Here is a 21,213-nt window from a genome sequence, read left to right as displayed (position 1 = left end):
GTCGCTTCCGCGAACGGAAGGCAACCCTTCGGCGCGGCTCCCGTCAGCGCGTGTACCGGTAACTCGCCGACGCCTGCTCGTAGATGCGGGTCACCTGGTCGCGTTCGGCCTCGGGGCCGCGCACCTGGACGATGTGGTAACGGCCATCGATGAGCATCGCCACGTTGCGCACGAACAGCTCCCCTCCGCCGGACCCGGTCCAGGTGAACTGCCCCTCGGCCATGGTGCGTCCGCCCACCTCGATGGTCTTCAGGCCGCTGGAGGTGGCCCAGCTGGAGTCGCGGTACGGCTGCAACTCCCGCTCCTTGTCCCGCTGGTAGGCCATCGGGTCGGTGCCGTACTGCCCCGCGCTGTCCCGTCCGGGAACGACCAACAGCTCGAAGGCACCCTTGGTGTAGACGACCTGCCCGCTGCCGTTGCGGGGGGTGCGGCGGAAGCCGTCGGCCACGGCGAGGCGGAAGCCCTCGGGGTCCTGGCGCAGGGTGAAGCCGTCGGGGACGTTGCTCTGCGGCTCGGTGGCGCCGGAGGGCTCCTCGGTGCTCGGCCGCGTGCTGGGCTCCGTGCTCGGCTCCGCACTCGGTGAGTCGTCCGGCGACCGCTCGGGCGGCGGACGGCTCGCCTCACCGGCCGAGCCGGTGCGGTCGCCCGCGCCGGAACCGGCGGTGTCGCTCTTCGGCATGAAGAACATGGCGTAGGCGACCGCGCCGGCCAGGACGAGCAGCACCAGGAGGAGCAGGGTGCGGCCCAGGCTGCGCGGGGAGCGCTCGGCCTCCTCGCGGGCCCGCTTGTGCCGCCCGTGGTGCGCGGGCAGGCCGGCCCGCCGCCGGCGCACCAGCTCGCCGCGGCGCCGGATGATCGGCAGCCGCGCGGTGTCGGGGGGCGGGGCGGCGACCACGTGCATCCCGGCCTCCGGCTCGGGCGCCGACCGGACGAGGGAGCGCAGCCAGCCGCTCAGCTCCTCGAACTCGATGCGCTCGGTGGGGTCCTGACGCAGCAGCGACTCCACGACCGGGCGCAGCGGCCCGCACTCCTCGGCGAACGCCGGCGGCTCCGCGCACACGATCTGCACCAGCTCGGCGGTGGACTCCTCCGGGTAGGGCGCGTGCCCCTGCACGGCGCGGAACAGCAGCGCGCCGAGGGCCCACAGGTCGGTGGCGGGACCGATGGGCGCCGCCAACTGCCAGTTCTCGTGCACCGGCCCGGCCTGCTCGGGCGCCCACCGCTCGGTCACCGGCCCCACGACGGCCATCCGCGCCTGCCGCGCCCGCTCGGCGGCCAACGCGGTGGCGGGACCGCGCCGGGCGGCCCGACCGGCCGGCTCGTCCCAACGGCCCGGGGCGGGGTGCTGCGGTCGGTTCTCGTACGGCACCTGAGCGGCGGGGCGAGGGTCGGGAGCGGGCCGGCCGTACGGGCCAGGAACGGCGGGACTGCCGGGCTGGGCCTGCGAGGTGCTCCGGTCGTACGGGCCCGGCGCGCCGGAACCATCGGAGCGCGGCCGGTCGTACGGGCCCGGAGCTGCGGGACGGTCGGGGTGCGCCCGGTTGTACGGATCCGGTGCGGCCCGACCGCCGGGCTGGGCCTGCGAGGTGCTCCGGTCGTACGGGCCCGGCGCGCCGGAGCCGCCGGAGCGCGGCCGGTCGTGCGGGTCCCGTGCCGCCGGGAGGGCGCGGGGCGGGGAGGCGGTCGGGGGCTGGGCGGTGGTGGGCGGTGGGCCGCCGGCGGGGCGGGGTGTGGCGCCGTGCCAGGGGGTGGTGCGCACGCCGTAGGGGTCGGCGATCTGTCCCGGGGGCGCGGGCCGGGAGCCCGGGTCCTGCCCCTCGTCGGCTGCCGGACCGTCGTCGGGGGCGGGGCGGGCGCCGGGCAGGGCGGCACGGCCGGTCTGCGCCTCCTGGATGCGGGCGGCGGCACGGGCCCCCGCCCGGTACGCGGCGATCGCACCGGCGCGGGCCGCGCGGACGTCGTCGGTGGCGGCCGGCCCGGCGGGGCCGGGTCCCGGCAGGGCCCGGCCCCCCTCGGGCTTCCCCGGGCCCGGCAGCTCACCGGCGTTCCGCGCCTGGATGGCGGCCCGCCGCTCGGCCTCGGGATCGACCCCGGCGGGGCCGGTGCCACCGGGACCGTAGCTCTCGATCGGGGCCCCGGGGGCGGGCACGCCGGGAGCGGGTGCCACGGGAGCGCCGGGACCGCCGGGACCGCCGAGGGCGGGTGCCACCGGCGGGCCCGGACTGCCGGGAGCGGGGTACGCCGAGGTGCCCGGCGTGCCGGGAGCCGTCGGTGTCGTCGCGGGGAGGGCCGGGGCGGCGGGGGCCGCCTCGTCGTCCTCCGCGGCCGGCACCGGGTCGTACCCGCACAGGGCCTCCTCGGCCGCCCCCACCGCCAGGCCGGTCAGCATCACGCGGCCGTCGTCGCAGACGAGCACCGTGCGCGCGGTGATGTTGCGGTGCACCCACCCGTAGGCGTGCAGGACCCGCAGCGCGAGCAGGACGTCCGCGGCGACCTCCGCCGCCCGGTAGGGCGTCAGCGGCTGCTCGGCGAGCAGCGCGGCCAGCGGCCTCGCGGCCACCAGCTCGCTGACCACCCACAGCGAACCGCCCTCGGCGAACACGTCGAAGACCTGGTCGAGACGCGGATGGTCGGGCACCGCGGCCGCCGCCTGCGCGGCCTCGACCGCCCGCCGGACCACCGGGTCGGCCGGCCGGCGCGTCCCGCCCCGCCCGGACGGGGTCCGCTGGACCGGACGCCGGACGGCGCCGTCACGGGCGGTGAAGCCCTCCGGCAGTCCCTCCGCGTCGAGCACCTCCGCCTCGACGACCTCCGGCAACGGCAGCTGCCGCACCAGGACTTCCTGCCCGCTGTAGGTGTCGAAGGCCGGCGACTCGGTGAGTTCGTACTCGTCGGAGGGCGGCAGCGGCAGCCGGTAGCGGTCGGCGAGGACCCGTCCCGCGTAGTCGTCCACGTCGCCACCCCCGGCGGTCTGTCGGTCGATTCCGTTCGTCCGGCGGCCCGTTACGGCTGCGTACGGTCCGCAAACACTCACGATACGTGCCGGAGGCAACCCGCAACGAGGGATGCCGGATCTCTCGTGCCCGAATCTGGTACAGGCCAACCCCGAGTGCCGGCTCAGGACTTGGGCCGGAAGCTCTCCGTCAGCGTCCTCCAGGTGTCCCGGCGCTGGTCGCCGTCCCAGTCGGCGGCCCGCGCGGTGTACATCAGGGCGTACCCCTGCCGGTCGTCGACGACGAAGCCGCGGTCCACGGTCCGGTAGGAGGTGCCGCCGTCGGTGTAGGTGAACTCCCAGTCGGCCGCGTTCCAGCTCCGGAAGCCCACCTTCTCTATGCGGATCTTCTGGTAGCCGGAGCGGGTCATGTACCGCTCCTGGTTCTTCCAGTCCTGCACCGGGTCGCCCTTGGGCGAGGACGTCCAGGCGACGAGCAGCTTCTGCCCGTCCGGGCCGGTGAAGCGGTCGCCGGCCGAGTCCTTGGAGCCGTACTTCCACCCCGCGGGCAGGCCGAGCCGGTACCCCTGGGCGCCCTGGTGGGTGGTGGCCACGCCCTCGACCTTGGAGTCGTCGGTGTCGTCGGAGTCATCGTCGTCGGAGCCGCCGCTCCCCGCGCCGGGCTTGCCCGACCCGCTGGCGCTGGACCGCGGGGACTCGCCGGTGGCCGAGGCACTGGCGCCGGTGGAGCCGTCGGTGCGCGTGCCCCCGCTCGCCTCCCGCCCGGTGTCGCCGCTCGCGGGCGCGGAGGCGGACGACTTGGCGTCGCCGGCGCCCTGCGCGCCCTTGTCGTCGTCGCCGCCCCCGAGGACCAGGGCGAGCACGGTGCCGAGCACGGCCAGGGCCACCACCACCGCGATGATCACCAGCGTCCGGCGTGGCACCACGTCGCTGAGCGGCGCCCGGGGCGCGGACCGGGCGGGCAGGTCCGGCGGCGGCACGACGGGCCAGCCGGAACTCCGCCCGCCGGACCCGGCATTCACCCCACCGGAGCCCGCCGAGCCCGAGCCGGAGCCGGCACCCGGGCCTGGACCCGCATCGGCCCCGGAACCGGCCGCCGGCGTCCGCGACGCGGGCACGCCCGACGCGGCGGGCGCCGAACCGGAGCCGGACGCGGACCGGGCGTCACTCCCGGCGGCACCCGCGCCGGCCCCGGCCCCCGCACCCACGGCGGCCTTGCGCACCGATCGCAGCGCCCCGCGCAGCCGGTCGCCGCCCTCCTCGGTCCGCCTGCCCCCGGCACCCTTCCCGCCGCCCCGGCGGGAGCGCTCGTCGGGCTGCGCGGGCAGCGGCACGACCCGGGTGGCGTCCAGCGGTTCGCCCGCGCCGGCCGGGGCGCTGACGATCCGGGTGAGCAGCGCCCGCGCCCCGGCGTCGTCGAGCCGCTGGTCGGGGTCCTTGTTGAGCAGCCCGAAGATGACGTCCCTCAGCGGCCCGGCGTTCTTCGGCTCCTCCAGGTTCTCCGTCATCACCGCGGTGAGGGTGGCGATGGCGGAGCCCTTGTCGTAGGGCGGGGTGCCCTCGACCGCCGCGTACAGCAGGCCGCCGAGCGACCACAGGTCGGCGGCGGGGCCGGGCTTGTGGCCGCGGGCGCGCTCCGGCGAGATGTAGGAGGGGGCGCCGACGAGCATGCCGGTGGAGGTGATGGACGGGTCGCCCTCGACCTGCGCGATGCCGAAGTCGGTCAGCACCACCCGGCCGTCCTCGGAGATCAGCACGTTGGACGGCTTCACGTCGCGGTGCAGGATGCCCTCGCGGTGCGCCGAGCGCAGCACGTCGAGCACGGCGAGGCCGACCTCGGCGGCGCGGTGCGCGTCGAGCAGGCCGTCCTCGCGGATGACCTCGGCGAGCGACTTGCCCTCGACGAGCTCCATCACGATCCACGGCCGGTCGTCCTCCTCGACGACGTCGTAGACCGTCACGGCGCTGGTGTTGCGGATCCGCGCGATCGCCTTGGCCTCGCGCAGGGTGCGCGTGATCAGGCGCCGCTTCTCGTCCTCGTCGATGTTGGTCGGGAACCGCAGCTCCTTGACGGCGACCGTGCGTCCGAGGGTCTCGTCCTCGGCGCGCCACACCGTCCCCATGCCGCCTCGGCCGAGCACGTCTCCCAGCCGGTAGCGCCCGGCGAGGAGACGTGCGCTCTTGTCCTGACGGGATGTCCCCGCCCGCTCCGCCTCCGACATGCGTCCCCTCATGCAACCCGCCCTGACAGAGCCTTCATTGTCTCTCACCCGACAAGTGCCCGACGCCCAGGGTGCCCCTCGCACCGGTCCTCGCCCGCGTGCCCGGCGCGGACCGGTGGACGGCGCCCTTCGGCCGGCCCGCGTGCGGGTCAGGGACTGGGCTCTGCCCGGCCGCACGGCGGGCTGACCGCGCGTCATCCCCTGCGGGTGCCCCGTCAGAGCGGCACGATGTCCGGTGCCCCGAGGCGGGCCGCGTCGGCCGTCAGATCGTCGGGCTGGCGCTGCGACTCGCGCTCGGCCTCGACCCGCTTCTCGTAGTGCTGGACCTCCCGTTCGACCTGGTCCTTGTCCCAGCCGAGGACCGGTGCCATCAGCTCGGCGGCCTCGCGGGCGCTGCGGGTGCCGCGGTCGAAGGTCTCGATGGATATCCGGGTGCGCCGGGTCAGCACGTCGTCCAGATGGCGCGCGCCCTCGTGCGAGGCGGCGTAGACGATCTCGGCCCGCAGGTAGTCGTCGGCGGCCTGGAGGGGCTCGCCGAGGGTGGGGTCGGCGGCGACGAGCGCGAGCAGTTCCTCGGCGGCCGTGCCGTACCGGTTGAGCAGGTGCTCCACCCGCACCACGTGCAGCCCGGTCTGCGCGGCGACCCGCGCCCGGGCGTTCCACATCGCGTGGTAGCCCTCGGCGCCGAGCAGGGGCAGGTCGTCGGTGACGCAGTCGGCGACCCGCATGTCCAAGCCGTGCACCGCCTCGTCGACGGCGTCCTTGGCCATCACCCGGTACGTCGTGTACTTGCCGCCCGCCACCACGACCAGGCCCGGCACCGGGTGGGCCACGGTGTGCTCGCGGGAGAGCTTGCTGGTGGCGTCGGACTCGCCGGCCAGCAGCGGGCGCAGCCCCGCGTAGACGCCCTGGACGTCGTCGCGGGTGAGGGGCACGGAGAGGACGGAGTTGACGTGTTCGAGCAGGTAGTCGATGTCGGCGCTGGAGGCGGCCGGGTGGGCCTTGTCGAGGTCCCAGTCGGTGTCCGTGGTGCCGATGATCCAGTGCCGGCCCCAGGGGATGACGAAGAGGACGGACTTCTCGGTGCGCAGGATCAGGCCGGTGCTGGAGTGGATGCGGTCCTTGGGGACGACCAGGTGGATGCCCTTGGAGGCGCGGACGTGGAACTGGCCGCGCTCGCCGACCATCGACTGGGTGTCGTCGGTCCACACCCCGGTCGCGTTGACCACCTGCTTGGCCCGGATCTCGTACTCGCCGCCCGCCTCGACGTCCCGCACGCGCGCGCCGACCACGCGCTCGCCCTCGCGCAGGAAGCCGGTGACGCGGGCGCGGTTGGCGACCGGCGCGCCGTACGCCGCCGCGGTGCGCACCAGGGTGGTGACGAAGCGGGCGTCGTCCATCTGCGCGTCGTAGTACTGCAACGCGCCGACCAGGGCGTCCTTGCGCAGCGCCGGTGCCACGCGCAGGGCGTGACGGCGGGTCAGGTGCCGGTGCCCGGGCAGGCCCCGGCCGTGGCCGCGCGCCATCGACATCGCGTCGTAGAGCGCGACGCCCGAGCCGGCGTACAGCCGCTCCCAGCCCTTGTGCTGGAGGGGGTAGAGGAAGGGCACCGGCTTGACCAGGTGCGGCGCGAGCCGCTCCAGGAGCAGGCCGCGCTCCTTCAGCGCCTCGCGGACCAGGGCGAAGTCGAGCATCTCCAGATAGCGCAGCCCGCCGTGGATCAGCTTGCTGGACCTGCTGGAGGTGCCCGACGCCCAGTCCCGCGCCTCGACCAGGCCGGTGGACAGGCCGCGTGTCACCGCGTCTAGGGCGGTGCCCGCGCCGACCACGCCGGCGCCCACCACCAGTACGTCCAGCTCCCGCTCGGCCATCGCCGCGAGCGCCTCGGCGCGCTGCTCCGGCCCCAGTGTCGCTGTCCTCACCGCTGCCTCCCGCTGTCCGTCACGTCCGCCGCACCCCGTCGGGGCGAGGCCCGGTCCCTGGGTACCCCGCCGCCCAGGTTCTGACCAGCTTGCCCGACTCCGCCGTCACGCGCCGGGCCTGTGGACAACGCTCGGCAGCTCCGGACATCTCGACACTCCCGGACATACAGGCACGCAATCCCACAGGTCGGTCATATTTACTCCTAGTCTGACGTTGTGCTCGCCCGTTCTGTCCACCGGGCTTGCGCACCTGTCCCGCTTCGGTTACTGGGAAGGACGGCCCACGCCATGCCCGCAGATCTCGCCGTCATCGGACTCGGCCCGTACGGCCTGCCGCTGGCCCAGGCCGCCGTCGCCGCCGGCATCCCCACGCTCGGCTACCCCACCGGACCCGAGCCCGGCCCGCTCACCCCCGCCGAGGTGCGCCGGATGCTGGCCACCGGCTTCCGCACCACCGCGGCCCCCGCCGAGCTGGGCCGGGTGCGCACCGCGGTGATCTGCCCGCCCACCCCGCCGGACGCGGACGGCGCCCCCGACCTCGCCCAGATCGCGGACGCGGCCCGCACCCTCGCCGCGCACATGCGCCCGCACACCACGGTCATCCTCCAGTCCCCGGTCCGACCCGGCACGACCGAGGAGTTCCTGCGCCCGATCCTGGAGCAGGGCTCCGGACTGCGCGCCGGCCGCGACTTCCACCTCGCCTACTCCCCCAGCCGCGTCGACCCCGGCAACCGCGACGCCACGCCCACCACCACTCCGCAGGTCATCGGCGGCCTCACCCCCGCCTGCACCGAGTCGGCCGCCGCCTTCTACGGGCGGCTCACCGACAAGGTGGTACGCGCGCGTGGCACCCGCGAGGCCGAGACCGTGCAGCTCCTGGAGACCAACTTCCGGCACGTCAACATCGCCCTCGTCAACGAGACGGCCATGCTCTGCCACGACCTGGGCGTCGACTTCTGGGACGTCATCCGCTGCGCGGAGACCAAGCCCTTCGGCTTCCAGGCCTTCCGCCCGGGACCCGGCGTCGGCGGCCACTCCGTCCCCCAGGACCTCACCGGCCACGCCCCGCGCGGCCTGCGCCTGGTCGAGATGGCCCAGCAGGTCAACGCCCAGATGCCCCGCTACGTCGTGCAGCGCGCCGCCGCCCTCCTCAACGAGCACGGCAAGTCCGCGCGCGGCGCCCGCGTCCTGCTCCTCGGTGTCACCTACAAGGCCGACCTCGGCGACCAGCGGGCGACCCCGGCCCACGAGATCGCGACCCGCCTGATGGAACTGGGCGCCGCCGTCAGCTACCACGACCCCCACGTCCCGTCCTGGAACGTCCTGGACCGCCCGGTTCCCCGCGCCGACTCCCTCTACGAGGCCGCCGCCGACGCCGACCTCACGATCCTGCTCCAGCAGCACCGCACGTATGACCTCCAGGGCCTGTCGGTGAAGGCCCAGCTCCTCCTCGACACCCGGGGGGCCACGCCCACGGGGGCGGCGCACCGGTTGTGAGGAGGGGGCGCGCGCGGGGGGCCGCACCACGGAGGCTGGTGGTGGACGGGGGGCGGCGCGGGTACCGTGAAAGCAGGCGGCGCCCACCGCAGCGGGTACTGCGGCAGGCGCCAGGACGATGAACGGGTGTCCGCCCCCATCTCGCTTGGGGGCGGCCGCTCAACGTCCGTAGATCCGCAAGATCCACCTCCTCCGGAACTGGACCATCCGAAGACGGACTCGATCCCAGCGGGTTGGCCTGCTGTGGCGTCCCATGGGGACACGCCGAAGGCCGGCCGCCCCGGAGAGGGCGGCCGGCCTTCGTGTGCCAGGTGGGCGGAACGGGTCAGCGGCGGTGCTGCGAGTCCGCCACCGTCACCTCGACCCGCTGGAACTCCTTCAGCTCGCTGTAGCCCGTCGTGGCCATCGCGCGGCGCAGGGCGCCGAAGAAGTTCATCGAGCCGTCGGGGATGCGGGACGGGCCGGTGAGGACCTCCTCGATGGTGCCGACCGTGCCGAGGTCGACCTTCCGGCCACGCGGCAGCTCCTCGTTCACTGCCTCCATGCCCCAGTGGTGGCCCTTGCCCGGCGCGTCGGTCGCGCGCGCCAGCGGGGAGCCCATCATCACCGAGTCGGCGCCGCAGGCGATCGCCTTGGGCAGGTCGCCGGACCAGCCGACGCCGCCGTCCGCGATCACGTGCACGTACCGGCCGCCGGACTCGTCCATGTAGTCCCGGCGGGCCGCGGCCACGTCGGCGACGGCGGTGGCCATCGGGACCTGGATGCCGAGCACGTTGCGCGTGGTGTGCGCGGCGCCGCCGCCGAAGCCGACCAGCACGCCCGCCGCGCCGGTGCGCATCAGGTGCAGGGCGGCGGTGTAGGTGGCGCAGCCACCGACGATCACCGGCACGTCCAGCTCGTAGATGAACTGCTTCAGGTTCAGCGGCTCGTGCGCGCCCGAGACGTGCTCGGCGGAGACGGTGGTGCCGCGGATGACGAAGATGTCCACGCCCGCGTCCACGACGGCCTTGGAGAACTGGGCGGTGCGCTGCGGGGAGAGCGCGGCGGCGGTGACCACGCCCGCGTCGCGCACCTCCTTGATGCGCCGGCCGATCAGCTCCTCCTGGATGGGGGCCGCGTAGATCTCCTGCAGGCGCCGGGTCGCGCGCTCCGCGTCCAGGCCGGCGACCTCGTCGAGCAGCGGCTGCGGGTCCTCGTACCGGGTCCACAGGCCCTCGAGGTTCAGCACGCCGAGGCCGCCCAGCTCGCCGATGCGGATGGCGGTGGCCGGGGAGACGACCGAGTCCATGGGGGCGGCCAGGAACGGCAGCTCGAAGCGGTAGGCGTCGATCTGCCAGGCGATCGAGACCTCCTTCGGGTCCCGCGTACGGCGGCTGGGGACGACGGCGATGTCGTCGAAGGCGTACGCCCGGCGGCCGCGCTTGCCGCGCCCGATCTCGATCTCAGTCACGTCTGTGGCCTTTCCCTGATGCGTTGCAGCGCCTCCCAGTATCCCCGACGGGCACGGCGAAGGCGGCCCCGGATGCTCGCGGGGCCGCCTGGGAGCGCGGTCTGCCTACCTGCTGCCTACTTGCTGCGGCTGTAGTTGGGCGCCTCGACCGTCATCTGGATGTCGTGCGGGTGGCTCTCCTTGAGCCCGGCGGAGGTGATCCGCACGAACCGGCCGTTGTCCTGGAGCTGCGGCACGGTCCGGCCGCCGACGTAGAACATCGACTGGCGCAGGCCGCCGACCAGCTGGTGGACGACGGAGGCGAGCGGGCCGCGGTAGGGCACCTGGCCCTCGATGCCCTCGGGCACCAGCTGCTCGTCGGAGGCGACGCCCTCCTGGAAGTAGCGGTCCTTGGAGAACGACTTGCGGTCGCCGCGGGTCTGCATCGCGCCGAGGGAGCCCATGCCGCGGTACGACTTGAACTGCTTGCCGTTGATGAACAGCAGCTCGCCCGGCGACTCCTCGCAGCCCGCGAGGAGCGAGCCCAGCATCACCGTGTCCGCGCCGGCGACCAGGGCCTTCGCGATGTCGCCCGAGTACTGCAGGCCGCCGTCGCCGATGACCGGGACGCCGGCCTCCTTGGCGGCCAGCGACGCCTCGTAGATGGCGGTGACCTGCGGGACGCCGATGCCGGCGACGACGCGGGTGGTGCAGATGGAGCCGGGTCCGACGCCGACCTTGATGCCGTCGACGCCGGCGTCGATGAGGGCCTTGGCGCCGTCGCGGGTGGCGATGTTGCCGCCGATGACGTCGACGCCGGCGGAGTTCGACTTGATCTTGGCGACCATGTCGCCGACCAGGCGGGAGTGGCCGTGCGCGGTGTCGACGACGATGAAGTCGACGCCCGCCTCGATGAGGGCCTGGGCGCGCTCGAACGCGTCGCCGGCCACGCCGACCGCGGCGCCGACCAGCAGGCGGCCGGTGGAGTCCTTGGCGGCGTTCGGGTACTTCTCGGCCTTGACGAAGTCCTTGACCGTGATCAGGCCCTTGAGCACGCCCTGGTCGTCGACCAGCGGCAGCTTCTCGATCTTGTGGCGGCGCAGCAGCTCCATGGCGTCCACGCCGGAGATGCCGACCTTGCCGGTGACCAGCGGCATCGGCGTCATGACCTCGCGCACCCGCCGGGCGCGGTCGGACTCGAAGGCCATGTCGCGGTTGGTGACGATGCCCAGGAGCCGGCCGCCGCCGTCGGTGACGGGCACGCCGCTGATGCGGAACTTGGCGCACAGCGCGTCGGCGTCGGCGAGGGTGGCGTCCGGGTCGATGGTGATGGGGTCGGCCACCATGCCGGACTCGGAGCGCTTGACCAGGTCGACCTGGTTGGCCTGGTCCTCGATGGACAGGTTGCGGTGCAGGACGCCGACGCCGCCCTGGCGGGCCATCGCGATCGCCATGCGCGACTCGGTGACCTTGTCCATGGCGGCGGACAGCAGCGGGATGTTCACCCGGACGTTCTTGGAGACGTACGAGGCGGTGTCGATCTCGTCGGGAGCCATGTCCGACGCGCCCGGCAGCAGCAGCACGTCGTCGTAGGTCAGCCCGAGGGTCGCGAATTTGGCGGGCACTCCGTCGACGTTGGCAGTCATGACACCTTCCCCAATGGCCTTGATCGGTGCGGATGTCCATGCTAACGGGAAGTGGGGGTGGCTCATTCCACGATCAAGCAGGCCAAAAGCGCCTGTACGTTCGCACCAGCCGCCGGTGACTCCGGCCGGCTACTGCTCGGCCAGCGCCCGCAGCCGGCTCAGCGCCCGGTGCTGCGCCACCCGCACCGCGCCGGGTGACATTCCCAACATCTGGCCGGTCTCCTCCGCCGTGAGCCCCACCGCGATGCGCAGCAGCAGCAGTTCACGCTGATTCTCCGGCAGGTTGGCCAGCAGTTTCTTGGCCCAGGCGGCGTCGCTGCTGAGCAGCGCCCGCTCCTCGGGGCCCAGCGAGTCGTCGGGCCGCTCGGGCATCTCGTCGGAAGGCACGACGGTGGAGCCGGGGTGCCGCATCGCCGCGCGCTGGAGATCGGCGACCTTGTGGGCGGCGATGGCGAAGACGAACGCCTCGAAGGGGCGGCCGGTGTCCTTGTAGCGGGGCAGCGCCAGGAGCACCGCCACGCACACCTCCTGGGCGAGGTCCTCGACGAAGTGCCGGGCGTCGCCGGGGAGCCGGGACAGCCGGGTGCGGCAGTAGCGCAGGGCGAGGGGGTGGACATGGGCGAGCAGGTCGTGCGTGGCCTGCTCGTCCCCGTCGACTGCGCGGTGCACGAGCCCGCCGACCCTTCCCTGGTCGGGGGCCGCCTCGTCGTCACGCATCGGTCCATGGTGCCTTGCGGCCGTCCGATCCGTGGCTTCGCGCCCGTCGTTGTGCACCGAAGCGTTATGAGCGGGTGCGCCGGAACTCATCCCCTGCGCCCTCCCATTCCGCTCGACCGACTCGTCCCCGAGGAACTCCACACCTCAAGGATGCGTCATCCGCGGCGAAACGGGTCCCGGCCGTCCGGCGGGCCGCCTTGTCACCCCCGCCCACCTCGCGGTAAGCGGGAATCGGGACGGCCGGGCCGGCGCCGCGGGACCCGCCGGGACCGCAGGGCCGCCCCCCGGGACCACCGGCCCCTCTGGTTCTGCACCGCACGAGGCGTGCCCCTAGCGGACGAGGCCCCACCGGAAGCCGAGCGCCACCGCGTGTGCCCGGTCCGAGGCGCCGAGCTTCTTGAACAGCCGCCGGGCGTGCGTCTTGACGGTGTCCTCGGAGAGGAACAGCTCGCGGCCGATCTCCGCGTTGGAGCGGCCGTGGCTCATGCCCTCGAGCACCTGGATCTCGCGTGCGGTGAGGGTGGGCGCGGCGCCCATCTCGGCGGAGCGCAGCCGGCGCGGGGCGAGCCGCCAGGTCGGGTCGGCGAGGGCCTGCGTGACGGTGGCCCGCAGCTCGGCGCGCGAGGCGTCCTTGTGCAGGTAGCCGCGGGCGCCGGCGGCGACCGCGAGGGCCACGCCGTCCAGGTCCTCGGCGACGGTGAGCATGATGATGCGCGCGCCGGGGTCGGCGGACAGCAGCCGCCGGACGGTCTCGACGCCGCCCAGGCCGGGCATGCGCACGTCCATCAGGATCAGGTCGGAGCGGTCGGCGCCCCAGCGGCGGAGGACTTCCTCGCCGTTGGCCGCCGTCGTCACGCGCTCGACGCCGGGCACGGTCGCGACGGCGCGGCGGAGCGCCTCTCGGGCAAGCGGGGAGTCGTCGCAGACGAGGACGGAAGTCATGGCCGTCCTCCGCAGCTGATGCGCGTCACGTTGAGCCTCCAGGCTGGTACGAAATCGTCACCTGTGCGGTCGACCGTCCCGGACGTCCGCCCGAGCACTTGTTCCTTCAACCGCCTCCGCACTCTCAACGACGGTCACTCGAAAGAGTTACGGGGCTGTGTGTCGTCTTCGGCACTCTACGTGAGGGGGCCGGTGGCGAGCGGTCACGCGCGGCGGACCCGCCCGCTTTCCCCACAAGCCATGCCCCATTTAGCCGCTTTTCTTCCGCTTCGCTGGTGTCTGCGGCAAGATTCGTAATGAGTCATATTTTCATCTCCTTAGATCGTAGTTGTACGGTCGTGGACACCGTATCCACCCAGATCGGCTACAAGGGGTCACGCAATGGCAGATTTCTCCCGCCTTCCCGGTCCGAACGCGGACCTGTGGGACTGGCAGCTCCTGGCCGCGTGCCGCGGGGTGGACAGCTCGCTGTTCTTCCATCCGGAGGGTGAGCGGGGTGCGGCGCGCAGCGCTCGCGAGAACTCGGCCAAGGAGGTCTGCATGAGGTGCCCGGTGCGCGCCGAGTGCGCCGCGCACGCGCTGGCGGTGCGCGAGCCGTACGGCGTGTGGGGCGGGCTCACCGAGGACGAGCGCGAGGAGCTGATGGGGCGGGCGCGCAACCGGCTGGTGTCGGCGTCGGCGCCGGGCGGCGCGGACGACGCGTCCCACCACTGAGCGAAGGAACGTTTCAGCCGTACGGGAGGTACGCCCGCGGGGCCGCCCTCAGCGCGCCGCCGACTGACCGGACGCCGCGCGGGCCAGCTCGTCCAGGGTCGCCCGCACCGCCGGGACCTGGGCCAGGTCGGGCAGGGTGAGGGCGACGATCTCCCGGCGCACCGCCGGTTCCAGGGCGAGGGTGCGCGCACCCCGGGGGCGTACCGACTCGACGGCGAGCTGGGGCAGCACGGCCACGCCGAGGCCGGCCCCGACCAGGCCGACCACGGCCGGGTAGTCGTCGGTGGCGAAGTCGATGCGGGGGGTGAAGCCGGCGCCCTCGCAGACCTCGACCAGCTGGCCCCGGCAGCGCGGGCACCCCGCGATCCAGGGCTCGCCGGCCAGGTCCCCGATGGCCAGCGCCGCGGCCTGGCCGCCGGTGCGGGCGAGGCGGTGCTCCTCGGGGAGCAGGGCCACCAGGCGGTCGGTCAGCAGCGGCCGGACGACCAGGTCGTCCCACTCCTCGGCGCCGGCCGCGCCCTCGTAGCGGAAGGCGAGGGCCACGTCGCAGTCGCCCTCGCGGAGCAGCTGGACGGACTTCGGCGGTTCGGCCTCCTCCAGGGAGACCCGGGTGCCGGGGTGCGCGGCGCGCAGCGCGGCGAGGGCGGTGGGCACGAGGGTGGAGCTGCCGCTGGGGAAGGAGACGAGCCGCACCCGCCCGGCCCTGAGCCCGGCGATGGCGGCGACCTCCTCCTCGGCCGCGGTCAGCCCGGCCAGGATCCCGGCGGCGTGCCGCACCAGCGCCTCACCGGCCTGCGTCAGCCGCATCTCCCGCCCGGTGCGCACCAGCAGGGGCGTGCCGACGGAGGTCTCCAGCGCCTTCATCTGCTGACTGACGGCGGGCTGCGTGCAGCCCAGCTCGCGCCCGGCGGCGGAGAAGGAACCAGTGGTTGCCACGGCGCGCAGCACACGGAGATGACGAGCCTCGATCACGCCACCGAGGATAAGGGAGGCTTTGCCACGGAGGCGAATTCCGACCCGATGCTTTGGACAGCGGGACGCCCCCTAGCCTTACGCCATGACTACGGCATTGATCACGGGATCGACGGCAGGCATCGGGGCTGCGTTCGCGCGGCGGCTCGCGGCGGACGGGCACGACCTGGTGCTGGTGGCCCGGAACACCGAGCGGCTGCGCGAGCAGGCGACCGAACTGCACGACCGGCACGGCGTCGAGGTGGAGGTGCTCGCCGCCGACCTCGCGGACGACACCGGCATCGAGGCGGTCGCCGCCCGGCTCGGCGAGACCCGCCGCCCCGTCGACCTGCTGATCAACAACGCCGGCTTCGGCAACAAGGGCCGCTACCTCGAGGTCCCCATGGCCGACGAGCTGCGGATGCTGAAGGTGCACTGCGAGGCGGTGCTCCGGCTGACCTCGGCGGCGGCGGAGGCGATGCGCGGGCGGGGGCGCGGCGGCGTCGTGAACGTGGCCTCGGTCGCGGCCTTCGTGCCACGCGGCACCTACGGCGCCTCCAAGGCGTGGGTCGTGCAGTTCACGCAGGGCGCGGCACGGGACCTGGCGGGCAGCGGCGTACGGCTGATGGCACTGTGCCCCGGCTTCGTGCGCACCGAGTTCCACGAGCGGGCCGGGATGGGCACGGACAGCATCCCGGGCTGGATGTGGCTGGACGCGGACAAGGTGGCTGCGGCGGCCCTGACCGACCTGTCCCGCGGAAAGACCGTGTCGATCCCCGACCCGCGCTACAAGGCCCTGATGGGCGCGGCGAAGCTGGTCCCGCGGGGACTGCTGGGCGGGATCTCCTCGCGGACGGGGCGCAAGTACGGGCCGCAGTGAGCAGTACCCACGCGACACGCGGGCGCCCCGTCACTCGAACGTGTGATCTGCCTCCGTCCGGCCCCCTCGGGGAGCCGGTGCGGCGTAGCGTCGAGACGGCGCAGAGTGGCTGGGGAGAGGGCGGCATCGGGTGGGTTCGGGCACGGGTGAGCAGGGCGAACTGGTCGTCGGCAGCGCCGACCGGGGGCGTACGGACGCGAGGGCGGTGACGTTCTCCGATCGCGCCCCCGCACCCCGGAGCGGAGGGTCCGCCCCGGGTGCGAAGAGGCGGCGGCCCGGGAAGATCGCGCAGCGGGTCGTGCCGGACGACCTCCAGCCCGAGGTGCTGCGCCTGGAGCTGACCGAGCTCGGGGACGCGTTCCGCGCGTATCAGCGGCGCCCGGAACCCGACCTCGTCGTCCTCGCCGAGCTGCACGACCGCAAGGCCCGCGCGTTCGCCACATGGGCCACCGTCACCGGCGACGCGTCCCTGCGCGAAGAGGCGGAGCGGGCCGAGGCGGCCGCGCGGAGCACCCGGGAGATGAACGCCAACCGCCTCGGCGTCATGGTGGACGGCGACGGGCCGGCGGTCGAGCGGCTGCTGACCCGCACCCAGGCCGGCCAGGCCCGTGGCGTGCTGGAGTACGTCCGGACGAACGCCCCGCTCCCCGAGGCCGAGGCACGGCTCGCGGTGCTGATGCTCACCCTGCGGGCCGCCCGCGCCGGCGTCGGGAACGTGACCGGGCAGGATCTCGAAGGCTGGCTGCAGGGCGAGGCCGCGCGGGTGCTCCGGCAACTGGCCGACGCCGGCTGGCTGCGGCTGCCGGACGGCGTCTCCGCCGACGACGCGCTGTCCGCCCGGCCCGAGACGCCCGTCCAGATCACCGTCCCCGCGCTGCTGGCGGCCGAGTCCCGCCCGCTCTCCCTCGGCAAGGTCACGCGTTCGCGGATCTCGGGGTGGGCGCAGCGGGCGGTGGGCGACCGGAAGCTGCGGAAGAAGAAGGCGCGCCCCGCCACCAGGCTCCTCGCCGTGTACACCGCCGCCCACAGCCGCCCCGACGGCCGCCTCGGAGGCGACGAGGAGGACGGCCTCCCCCTGGACCCGGCCGCCTCGTTCTGCGCCCTCCGCCCGGAGGACATCGCCGAACACACCGAGCTACTCATCACCGCCGGCTGGCTCACCGAGGCCAACACCGACGGAGCCAGGCTACGAGGCCACCTCGCCGAACGCGTACTGCCACTCAGCGGCCTGCTTTAAGCCCCTGACGGGCCTGCGCCTCCCGACGCCGGTCAGGCACATCGCCTAAAGGGGCGCGGGGAACTGCGCGACCAACCACGACGGCGCCGCACCCGGCAACGCACCGCCCGGGGCAGACGCCAATCCGCCAAAACGACCGATGCCCAGCACCCCCCACCGGGGGGCACTGGGCACCGCTCAAGCTCAGCGCAGCGCTCAGTGCGCGTGACCGTGGCCGTGGCCCGCCGCAGCCGGCTCCTCCTCTTCCTTCTTCTCGACGACCAGGGTCTCGGTCGTCAGAAGGAGGGAGGCGATGGAGGCCGCGTTCTCCAGAGCGGAGCGGGTGACCTTCACCGGGTCGATGACGCCGGCCTTGACCAGGTCGCCGTACTCGCCGGTGGCGGCGTTGAAGCCCTGGCCCTTGTCCAGCTCGGCGACCTTGGAGGTGATGACGTAGCCCTCCAGGCCGGCGTTCTCGGCGATCCAGCGCAGCGGCTCGACGGCGGCGCGGCGGACGACCGCGACACCGGTGGCCTCGTCGCCGGTCTTGCCGAGGTTGCCCTCGAGGACCTTGACGGCGTGGACGAGCGCGGAGCCGCCACCGGAGACGATGCCCTCCTCGACCGCGGCGCGGGTCGCGGAGATGGCGTCCTCCAGACGGTGCTTGCGCTCCTTCAGCTCCACCTCGGTGGCGGCGCCGACCTTGATCACGCACACGCCGCCGGCCAGCTTGGCGAGGCGCTCCTGGAGCTTCTCGCGGTCCCAGTCGGAGTCGGTGTTCTCGATCTCGGCCTTGATCTGGTTGATCCGGCCGTCGACCTCGTCGCGCTTGCCGGCGCCGTCGACGATCGTGGTGTCGTCCTTGGTGACGGTGATGCGGCGGGCGGTGCCGAGCACGTCGAGACCGACCTGGTCGAGCTTGAGGCCGACCTCCTCGGAGATGACGGTGGCGCCGGTGAGGACGGCCATGTCCTGCAGCATCGCCTTGCGGCGGTCGCCGAAGCCGGGGGCCTTCACGGCGACGGCGTTGAAGGTGCCGCGGATCTTGTTGACGACCAGGGTCGACAGCGCCTCGCCGTCGACGTCCTCGGCGATGATCAGCAGCGGCTTCGAGGAGTTGGACTGGATGACCTTCTCCAGCAGCGGCAGCAGGTCCGCGATGGAGGAGATCTTGCCCTGGGTGATGAGGACGTACGGGTCCTCCAGGACGGCCTCCATGCGCTCCTGGTCCGTCACGAAGTACGGCGACAGGTAGCCCTTGTCGAAGGCCATGCCCTCGGTGAAGTCCAGCTCCAGACCGAAGGTGTTGGACTCCTCGACGGTGATGACGCCGTCCTTGCCGACCTTGTCCATGGCCTCGGCGATCAGCTCGCCGACCTGGCTGTCCTGGGCGGAGAGCGCGGCCACGGCGGCGATGTCGGACTTCTCGTCGATCGGGCGCGCGGTGGCGAGGAGGTCCTCGGACACGGCGGCGACGGCCGCGTCGATGCCCTTCTTCAGCAGCGCCGGGGAGGCACCGGCGGCGACGTTGCGCAGGCCCTCGCGGACCAGGGCCTGGGCCAGCACGGTGGCGGTGGTCGTACCGTCACCCGCGATGTCGTTGGTCTTGGTCGCCACCTCCTTCACCAGCTGGGCGCCCAGGTTCTCGTACGGGTCCTCGATCTCGACCTCACGGGCGATGGTCACGCCGTCGTTGGTGATGGTCGGGGCGCCGAACTTCTTGTCGATGACGACGTTGCGGCCCTTGGGGCCGATCGTCACCTTCACCGTGTCGGCGAGCTTGTTGACGCCGCGCTCGAGGGCGCGACGGGCGTCCTCGTCGAACTTCAGGATCTTCGCCATGGGAGCGTGAGCCCTCTTCCGAAATCGAAATCTGGGAATAAACGCACTGCGCCCCTCGCGCCCGGCTTCTCGAGGTCGCAGGGGGCCAGGGGCGCAGTGCTGAGCTGGTGGAAGCTCGACTTACTTCTCGACGATCGCGAGCACGTCGCGGGCCGAGAGGACGAGGTACTCCTCGCCGTTGTACTTCACCTCGGTGCCGCCGTACTTGCTGTAGAGCACGACGTCGCCGACGGAGACGTCGAGCGGAAGACGGTTGCCGTCCTCGAAGCGGCCCGGGCCCACGGCCAGGACGACGCCCTCCTGGGGCTTCTCCTTGGCGGTGTCCGGAATGACCAGGCCAGAGGCCGTGGTCTGCTCGGCGTCGAGCGGCTGGACCACGATGCGGTCCTCGAGCGGCTTGATGGCAACCTTGGAGCTGGTGGTCGTCACGATCCGACCTCCCCCTTCGGAGATCTCACGGGGTTAACTGTCTGAGGTGGCGACCAGGTCGATCCGTCGTCGCGGGTGCCGGACCTGCCCGTCGCGTGTGTTGGCACTCTCCAGTGGGGAGTGCCAGGGCCGAGACTATGACCGCGATTAGCACTCGGTCAAGCGGAGTGCCAATGCAGACGGCGCGTCGTCGATTTCGGCCCCCTGCATCACCCTCAGAGGTAGTCCTCCAGGCGGCCCACCCTCAGGCCCGCCGCCTCGATCCGGCGCAGCAGTGCCTCCGTCGCCTCCGGGTCCGTGACCGCGACGATGTCGCCGGGCTGAAGACGCGGAGCGCCCCGGCGGAAGGCGAGGGTGCCGTCGGTCTCGGTCGAGGCGCGCCAGAGGATCAGGGACGTGACGCCGCAGGACGCCGCCGCGCGCCGGGTCGCGGTGTCGTACGTGCCGTAGGGCGGGCGCAGGAGGCGCGGGGTGACGCCGAAGCGGGAGGTGAGCTTGGTGCGCTGGCCGCAGATCTCGGCGCGCTGGCCGGCGTAGGGCAGGCCGCGCAGGGCGCGGTGGTGCTGGGTGTGGTTCTCCAGGCCGGTGCCGACGGCGCGGAGCCGGGCGAGGTGGCCGTAGGCCGGTCCGGCGACCGTGTCGGTGAGGAAGAGGGTCACCGGGAGGCGGCGGGAGGAGAGCAGGTCGGTCAGGCCGGGGTCGCGCTCGGCGCCGTCGTCGTAGGTGAGGAAGACGACGGGGTCGGTGGTGGGGACGTGGTCCACGGCAGGCGGCAGCCGCTCCCCCGCCGCCGGGGCCGGCTCGCCCGCCGCCACCAGGGCGGGCGCCGCGTCCGGGGCGCAGCCGGTGAGCAGGGCGGTGGTCAGGGCGGCGGAGGCCAGAAGCCGACGCCCCGGCCGCCGCCCCCGGCTCACAGGTAGTCCTCCAGGCGGGCCACCGCGTAGCCCTCGGCGGTGACCTTGTCGAGGAACCTCCGGACCATGTCGCGCATCGTGCCGTTCCAGTCGGCCTTGCCCCGGAAGTGGGTCAGGACGATGTCGCCGGGGTGGAGCGAGCGGTCCCACTCGCGGTACTCCCAGTGGTCGACGAAGACCTCCTCGTCCCAGATGGGGGCGTACCGGATGCCGCAGGACGCGGCGGCGCGCAGGGTGTCGTGGTTGTAGTCGCCGTACGGCGGGCGGAAGAGCTTCGGGCGCTTGCCGTACTGCTTCTCCATGATGTCCTGCATGCCGCAGATCTCGTGGCGCTGCTCGGCGTAGGACAGGCCGGGCAGGTAGGGGTGGGTGAGGGTGTGGTTGTTCAGGGTGATGCCCCGGGACTGCATCTTCTTGAAGTAGCCGTAGTCCTCCTTCGCCAGGTAGTCGCTGAGGAAGGCCGTGTAGGGGACGCCCAGTTCGCTCATCATGCGGAGGAACTCGGGGTCCTTCTCGGCGCCGTCGTCGATGGTCAGGAAGACGACCTTGTCCTTGGTGGGGATGGTCGTGAAGACCGGCGGCAGGTCCTCCTGGCCGTCCACCTCGAAGCCCGCCCGCGCGGTGATCTCCGGCTTGACGGCCGGGGCCGGGGGCGCGGTCAGCGGGACGCGCCGCAGCTTCCAGCGCTTGGCGGCGGCGACCCGGGCGGCATGCGCGGCGCGCAGCTTGCCCGCGTAGGCGTCGAGGGCGCGGGCCGGGGGCGCCTGGAGGGGCTGCTGGCCGGCCGCGCCCCGCACCTCGGTGGCGTCGCCCCCCGCACAGCCGGAGGCCAGGGCGGCGACGGCGAGCGCGGCGGCCACACCGCACCGTGCCCGATTTTTATCAGTTTGTACGACTGTCCGCATGGAGCCGGATCCTCGCAGTACATGGCCTCCACAC

At 73.4% G+C, this 21,213-nt stretch carries 16 protein-coding genes; 4 read left to right on the top strand and 12 right to left on the bottom strand.

Going from position 1 to position 21,213, the window contains the following annotated elements; all coding sequences use genetic code 11:
* Positions 1-43 precede the first annotated feature (43 nt).
* The 3 genes from ACGFZL_RS07415 to ACGFZL_RS07405 form a co-directional block, all read right to left on the bottom strand.
* Positions 44-2,953 carry a protein kinase gene (locus ACGFZL_RS07415; RefSeq protein WP_393689978.1) on the bottom strand — a complete coding sequence of 970 codons (2,910 nt, stop codon included), beginning with the start codon at positions 2,951-2,953 and terminating at the stop codon, positions 44-46.
* Positions 2,954-3,117: 164 nt separating this feature from the next.
* Positions 3,118-5,175 (bottom strand): serine/threonine-protein kinase, encoded by a 2,058-nt coding sequence (locus ACGFZL_RS07410; protein WP_393690195.1) that lies wholly within the window; start codon positions 5,173-5,175, stop codon positions 3,118-3,120.
* A gap of 215 nt (positions 5,176-5,390) precedes the next feature.
* Positions 5,391-7,097, bottom strand: coding sequence for a glycerol-3-phosphate dehydrogenase/oxidase (locus ACGFZL_RS07405; RefSeq protein ID WP_355167700.1), 1,707 nt, complete (start codon positions 7,095-7,097; stop codon positions 5,391-5,393).
* 288 nt (positions 7,098-7,385) lie between these two features.
* On the opposite strand from ACGFZL_RS07405, the gene ACGFZL_RS07400 reads away from it, so the two are divergent.
* Entirely contained in the window at positions 7,386-8,594 is a 1,209-nt protein-coding gene (locus ACGFZL_RS07400; RefSeq protein ID WP_393689977.1) for a nucleotide sugar dehydrogenase, read from the top strand.
* A 325-nt stretch (positions 8,595-8,919) separates the two neighbouring features.
* Here ACGFZL_RS07400 and ACGFZL_RS07395 read toward each other — a convergent pair whose 3' ends face one another.
* The 4 genes from ACGFZL_RS07395 to ACGFZL_RS07380 all read right to left on the bottom strand — a co-directional run bounded on the left by ACGFZL_RS07395 (position 8,920) and on the right by ACGFZL_RS07380 (position 13,328).
* Positions 8,920-10,044, bottom strand: a complete 1,125-nt coding sequence (locus ACGFZL_RS07395; RefSeq protein ID WP_355167696.1) for a GuaB3 family IMP dehydrogenase-related protein — start codon at positions 10,042-10,044, stop codon at positions 8,920-8,922.
* 116 nt (positions 10,045-10,160) lie between these two features.
* The gene (gene guaB / locus ACGFZL_RS07390) at positions 10,161-11,669 is read right to left on the bottom strand and encodes an IMP dehydrogenase (RefSeq protein ID WP_393689976.1); all 1,509 of its coding nucleotides are present in this window, start codon (positions 11,667-11,669) and stop codon (positions 10,161-10,163) included.
* 129 nt (positions 11,670-11,798) lie between these two features.
* A complete protein-coding gene (locus ACGFZL_RS07385) occupies positions 11,799-12,386 on the bottom strand; it encodes a sigma-70 family RNA polymerase sigma factor (protein ID WP_355167692.1) in 588 nt (195 codons plus the stop codon).
* Between the two features lie 330 nt (positions 12,387-12,716).
* On the bottom strand, positions 12,717-13,328 hold the full coding sequence (locus tag ACGFZL_RS07380) for a response regulator transcription factor (protein WP_003948568.1): 612 nt from the start codon (positions 13,326-13,328) through the stop codon (positions 12,717-12,719).
* A gap of 381 nt (positions 13,329-13,709) precedes the next feature.
* On the opposite strand from ACGFZL_RS07380, the gene ACGFZL_RS07375 reads away from it, so the two are divergent.
* Positions 13,710-14,042 carry a WhiB family transcriptional regulator gene (locus tag ACGFZL_RS07375; protein ID WP_355167690.1) on the top strand — a complete coding sequence of 111 codons (333 nt, stop codon included), beginning with the start codon at positions 13,710-13,712 and terminating at the stop codon, positions 14,040-14,042.
* Positions 14,043-14,090: 48 nt separating this feature from the next.
* On the opposite strand, the gene ACGFZL_RS07370 is transcribed toward ACGFZL_RS07375, so the two are convergent.
* The gene (locus tag ACGFZL_RS07370; RefSeq protein ID WP_393689975.1) at positions 14,091-15,014 is read right to left on the bottom strand and encodes a LysR family transcriptional regulator; all 924 of its coding nucleotides are present in this window, start codon (positions 15,012-15,014) and stop codon (positions 14,091-14,093) included.
* A gap of 85 nt (positions 15,015-15,099) precedes the next feature.
* Here ACGFZL_RS07370 and ACGFZL_RS07365 point away from each other — a divergent pair, with 85 nt between their 5' ends.
* Together ACGFZL_RS07365 and ACGFZL_RS07360 are read left to right on the top strand one after the other, a co-directional pair.
* Positions 15,100-15,873 carry an SDR family NAD(P)-dependent oxidoreductase gene (locus tag ACGFZL_RS07365; protein ID WP_393689974.1) on the top strand — a complete coding sequence of 258 codons (774 nt, stop codon included), beginning with the start codon at positions 15,100-15,102 and terminating at the stop codon, positions 15,871-15,873.
* 130 nt (positions 15,874-16,003) lie between these two features.
* Entirely contained in the window at positions 16,004-17,110 is a 1,107-nt protein-coding gene (locus tag ACGFZL_RS07360) for a hypothetical protein (RefSeq protein ID WP_393689973.1), read from the top strand.
* A gap of 195 nt (positions 17,111-17,305) precedes the next feature.
* Here ACGFZL_RS07360 and groL read toward each other — a convergent pair whose 3' ends face one another.
* From groL to ACGFZL_RS07340, 4 genes are all read right to left on the bottom strand, one after another.
* A complete protein-coding gene (gene groL, locus ACGFZL_RS07355; RefSeq protein WP_355167682.1) occupies positions 17,306-18,931 on the bottom strand; it encodes a chaperonin GroEL in 1,626 nt (541 codons plus the stop codon).
* A gap of 120 nt (positions 18,932-19,051) precedes the next feature.
* On the bottom strand, positions 19,052-19,360 hold the full coding sequence (gene groES / locus ACGFZL_RS07350) for a co-chaperone GroES (protein ID WP_003974211.1): 309 nt from the start codon (positions 19,358-19,360) through the stop codon (positions 19,052-19,054).
* 215 nt (positions 19,361-19,575) lie between these two features.
* Positions 19,576-20,274 carry a polysaccharide deacetylase family protein gene (locus tag ACGFZL_RS07345; protein WP_393689972.1) on the bottom strand — a complete coding sequence of 233 codons (699 nt, stop codon included), beginning with the start codon at positions 20,272-20,274 and terminating at the stop codon, positions 19,576-19,578.
* On the bottom strand, positions 20,271-21,179 hold the full coding sequence (locus ACGFZL_RS07340; protein ID WP_393689971.1) for a polysaccharide deacetylase family protein: 909 nt from the start codon (positions 21,177-21,179) through the stop codon (positions 20,271-20,273). The genes ACGFZL_RS07345 and ACGFZL_RS07340 overlap by 4 nt, the downstream gene beginning before the upstream one ends.
* Positions 21,180-21,213: the final 34 nt, after the last annotated feature.

Source organism: Streptomyces sp. NPDC048182, assembly GCF_043202555.1.
Lineage (GTDB): Bacteria > Actinomycetota > Actinomycetes > Streptomycetales > Streptomycetaceae > Streptomyces.
This window is presented reverse-complemented; position numbering and strand designations above follow the sequence as displayed.

What these genes read in the sequence shown, in the direction of transcription:
- ACGFZL_RS07385 (WP_355167692.1), bottom strand. Translation starts at nt 12,386, where the DNA reads ATGCGTGACGACGAGGCGGCCCCCGACCAGGGAAGGGTCGGCGGGCTC.
- ACGFZL_RS07365 (WP_393689974.1), top strand. Translation starts at nt 15,100, where the DNA reads ATGACTACGGCATTGATCACGGGATCGACGGCAGGCATCGGGGCTGCG.
- ACGFZL_RS07410 (WP_393690195.1), bottom strand. Translation starts at nt 5,175, where the DNA reads ATGTCGGAGGCGGAGCGGGCGGGGACATCCCGTCAGGACAAGAGCGCA.
- guaB (WP_393689976.1), bottom strand. Translation starts at nt 11,669, where the DNA reads ATGACTGCCAACGTCGACGGAGTGCCCGCCAAATTCGCGACCCTCGGG.
- ACGFZL_RS07375 (WP_355167690.1), top strand. Translation starts at nt 13,710, where the DNA reads ATGGCAGATTTCTCCCGCCTTCCCGGTCCGAACGCGGACCTGTGGGAC.
- ACGFZL_RS07380 (WP_003948568.1), bottom strand. Translation starts at nt 13,328, where the DNA reads ATGACTTCCGTCCTCGTCTGCGACGACTCCCCGCTTGCCCGAGAGGCG.
- ACGFZL_RS07400 (WP_393689977.1), top strand. Translation starts at nt 7,386, where the DNA reads ATGCCCGCAGATCTCGCCGTCATCGGACTCGGCCCGTACGGCCTGCCG.
- ACGFZL_RS07340 (WP_393689971.1), bottom strand. Translation starts at nt 21,179, where the DNA reads ATGCGGACAGTCGTACAAACTGATAAAAATCGGGCACGGTGCGGTGTG.
- groL (WP_355167682.1), bottom strand. Translation starts at nt 18,931, where the DNA reads ATGGCGAAGATCCTGAAGTTCGACGAGGACGCCCGTCGCGCCCTCGAG.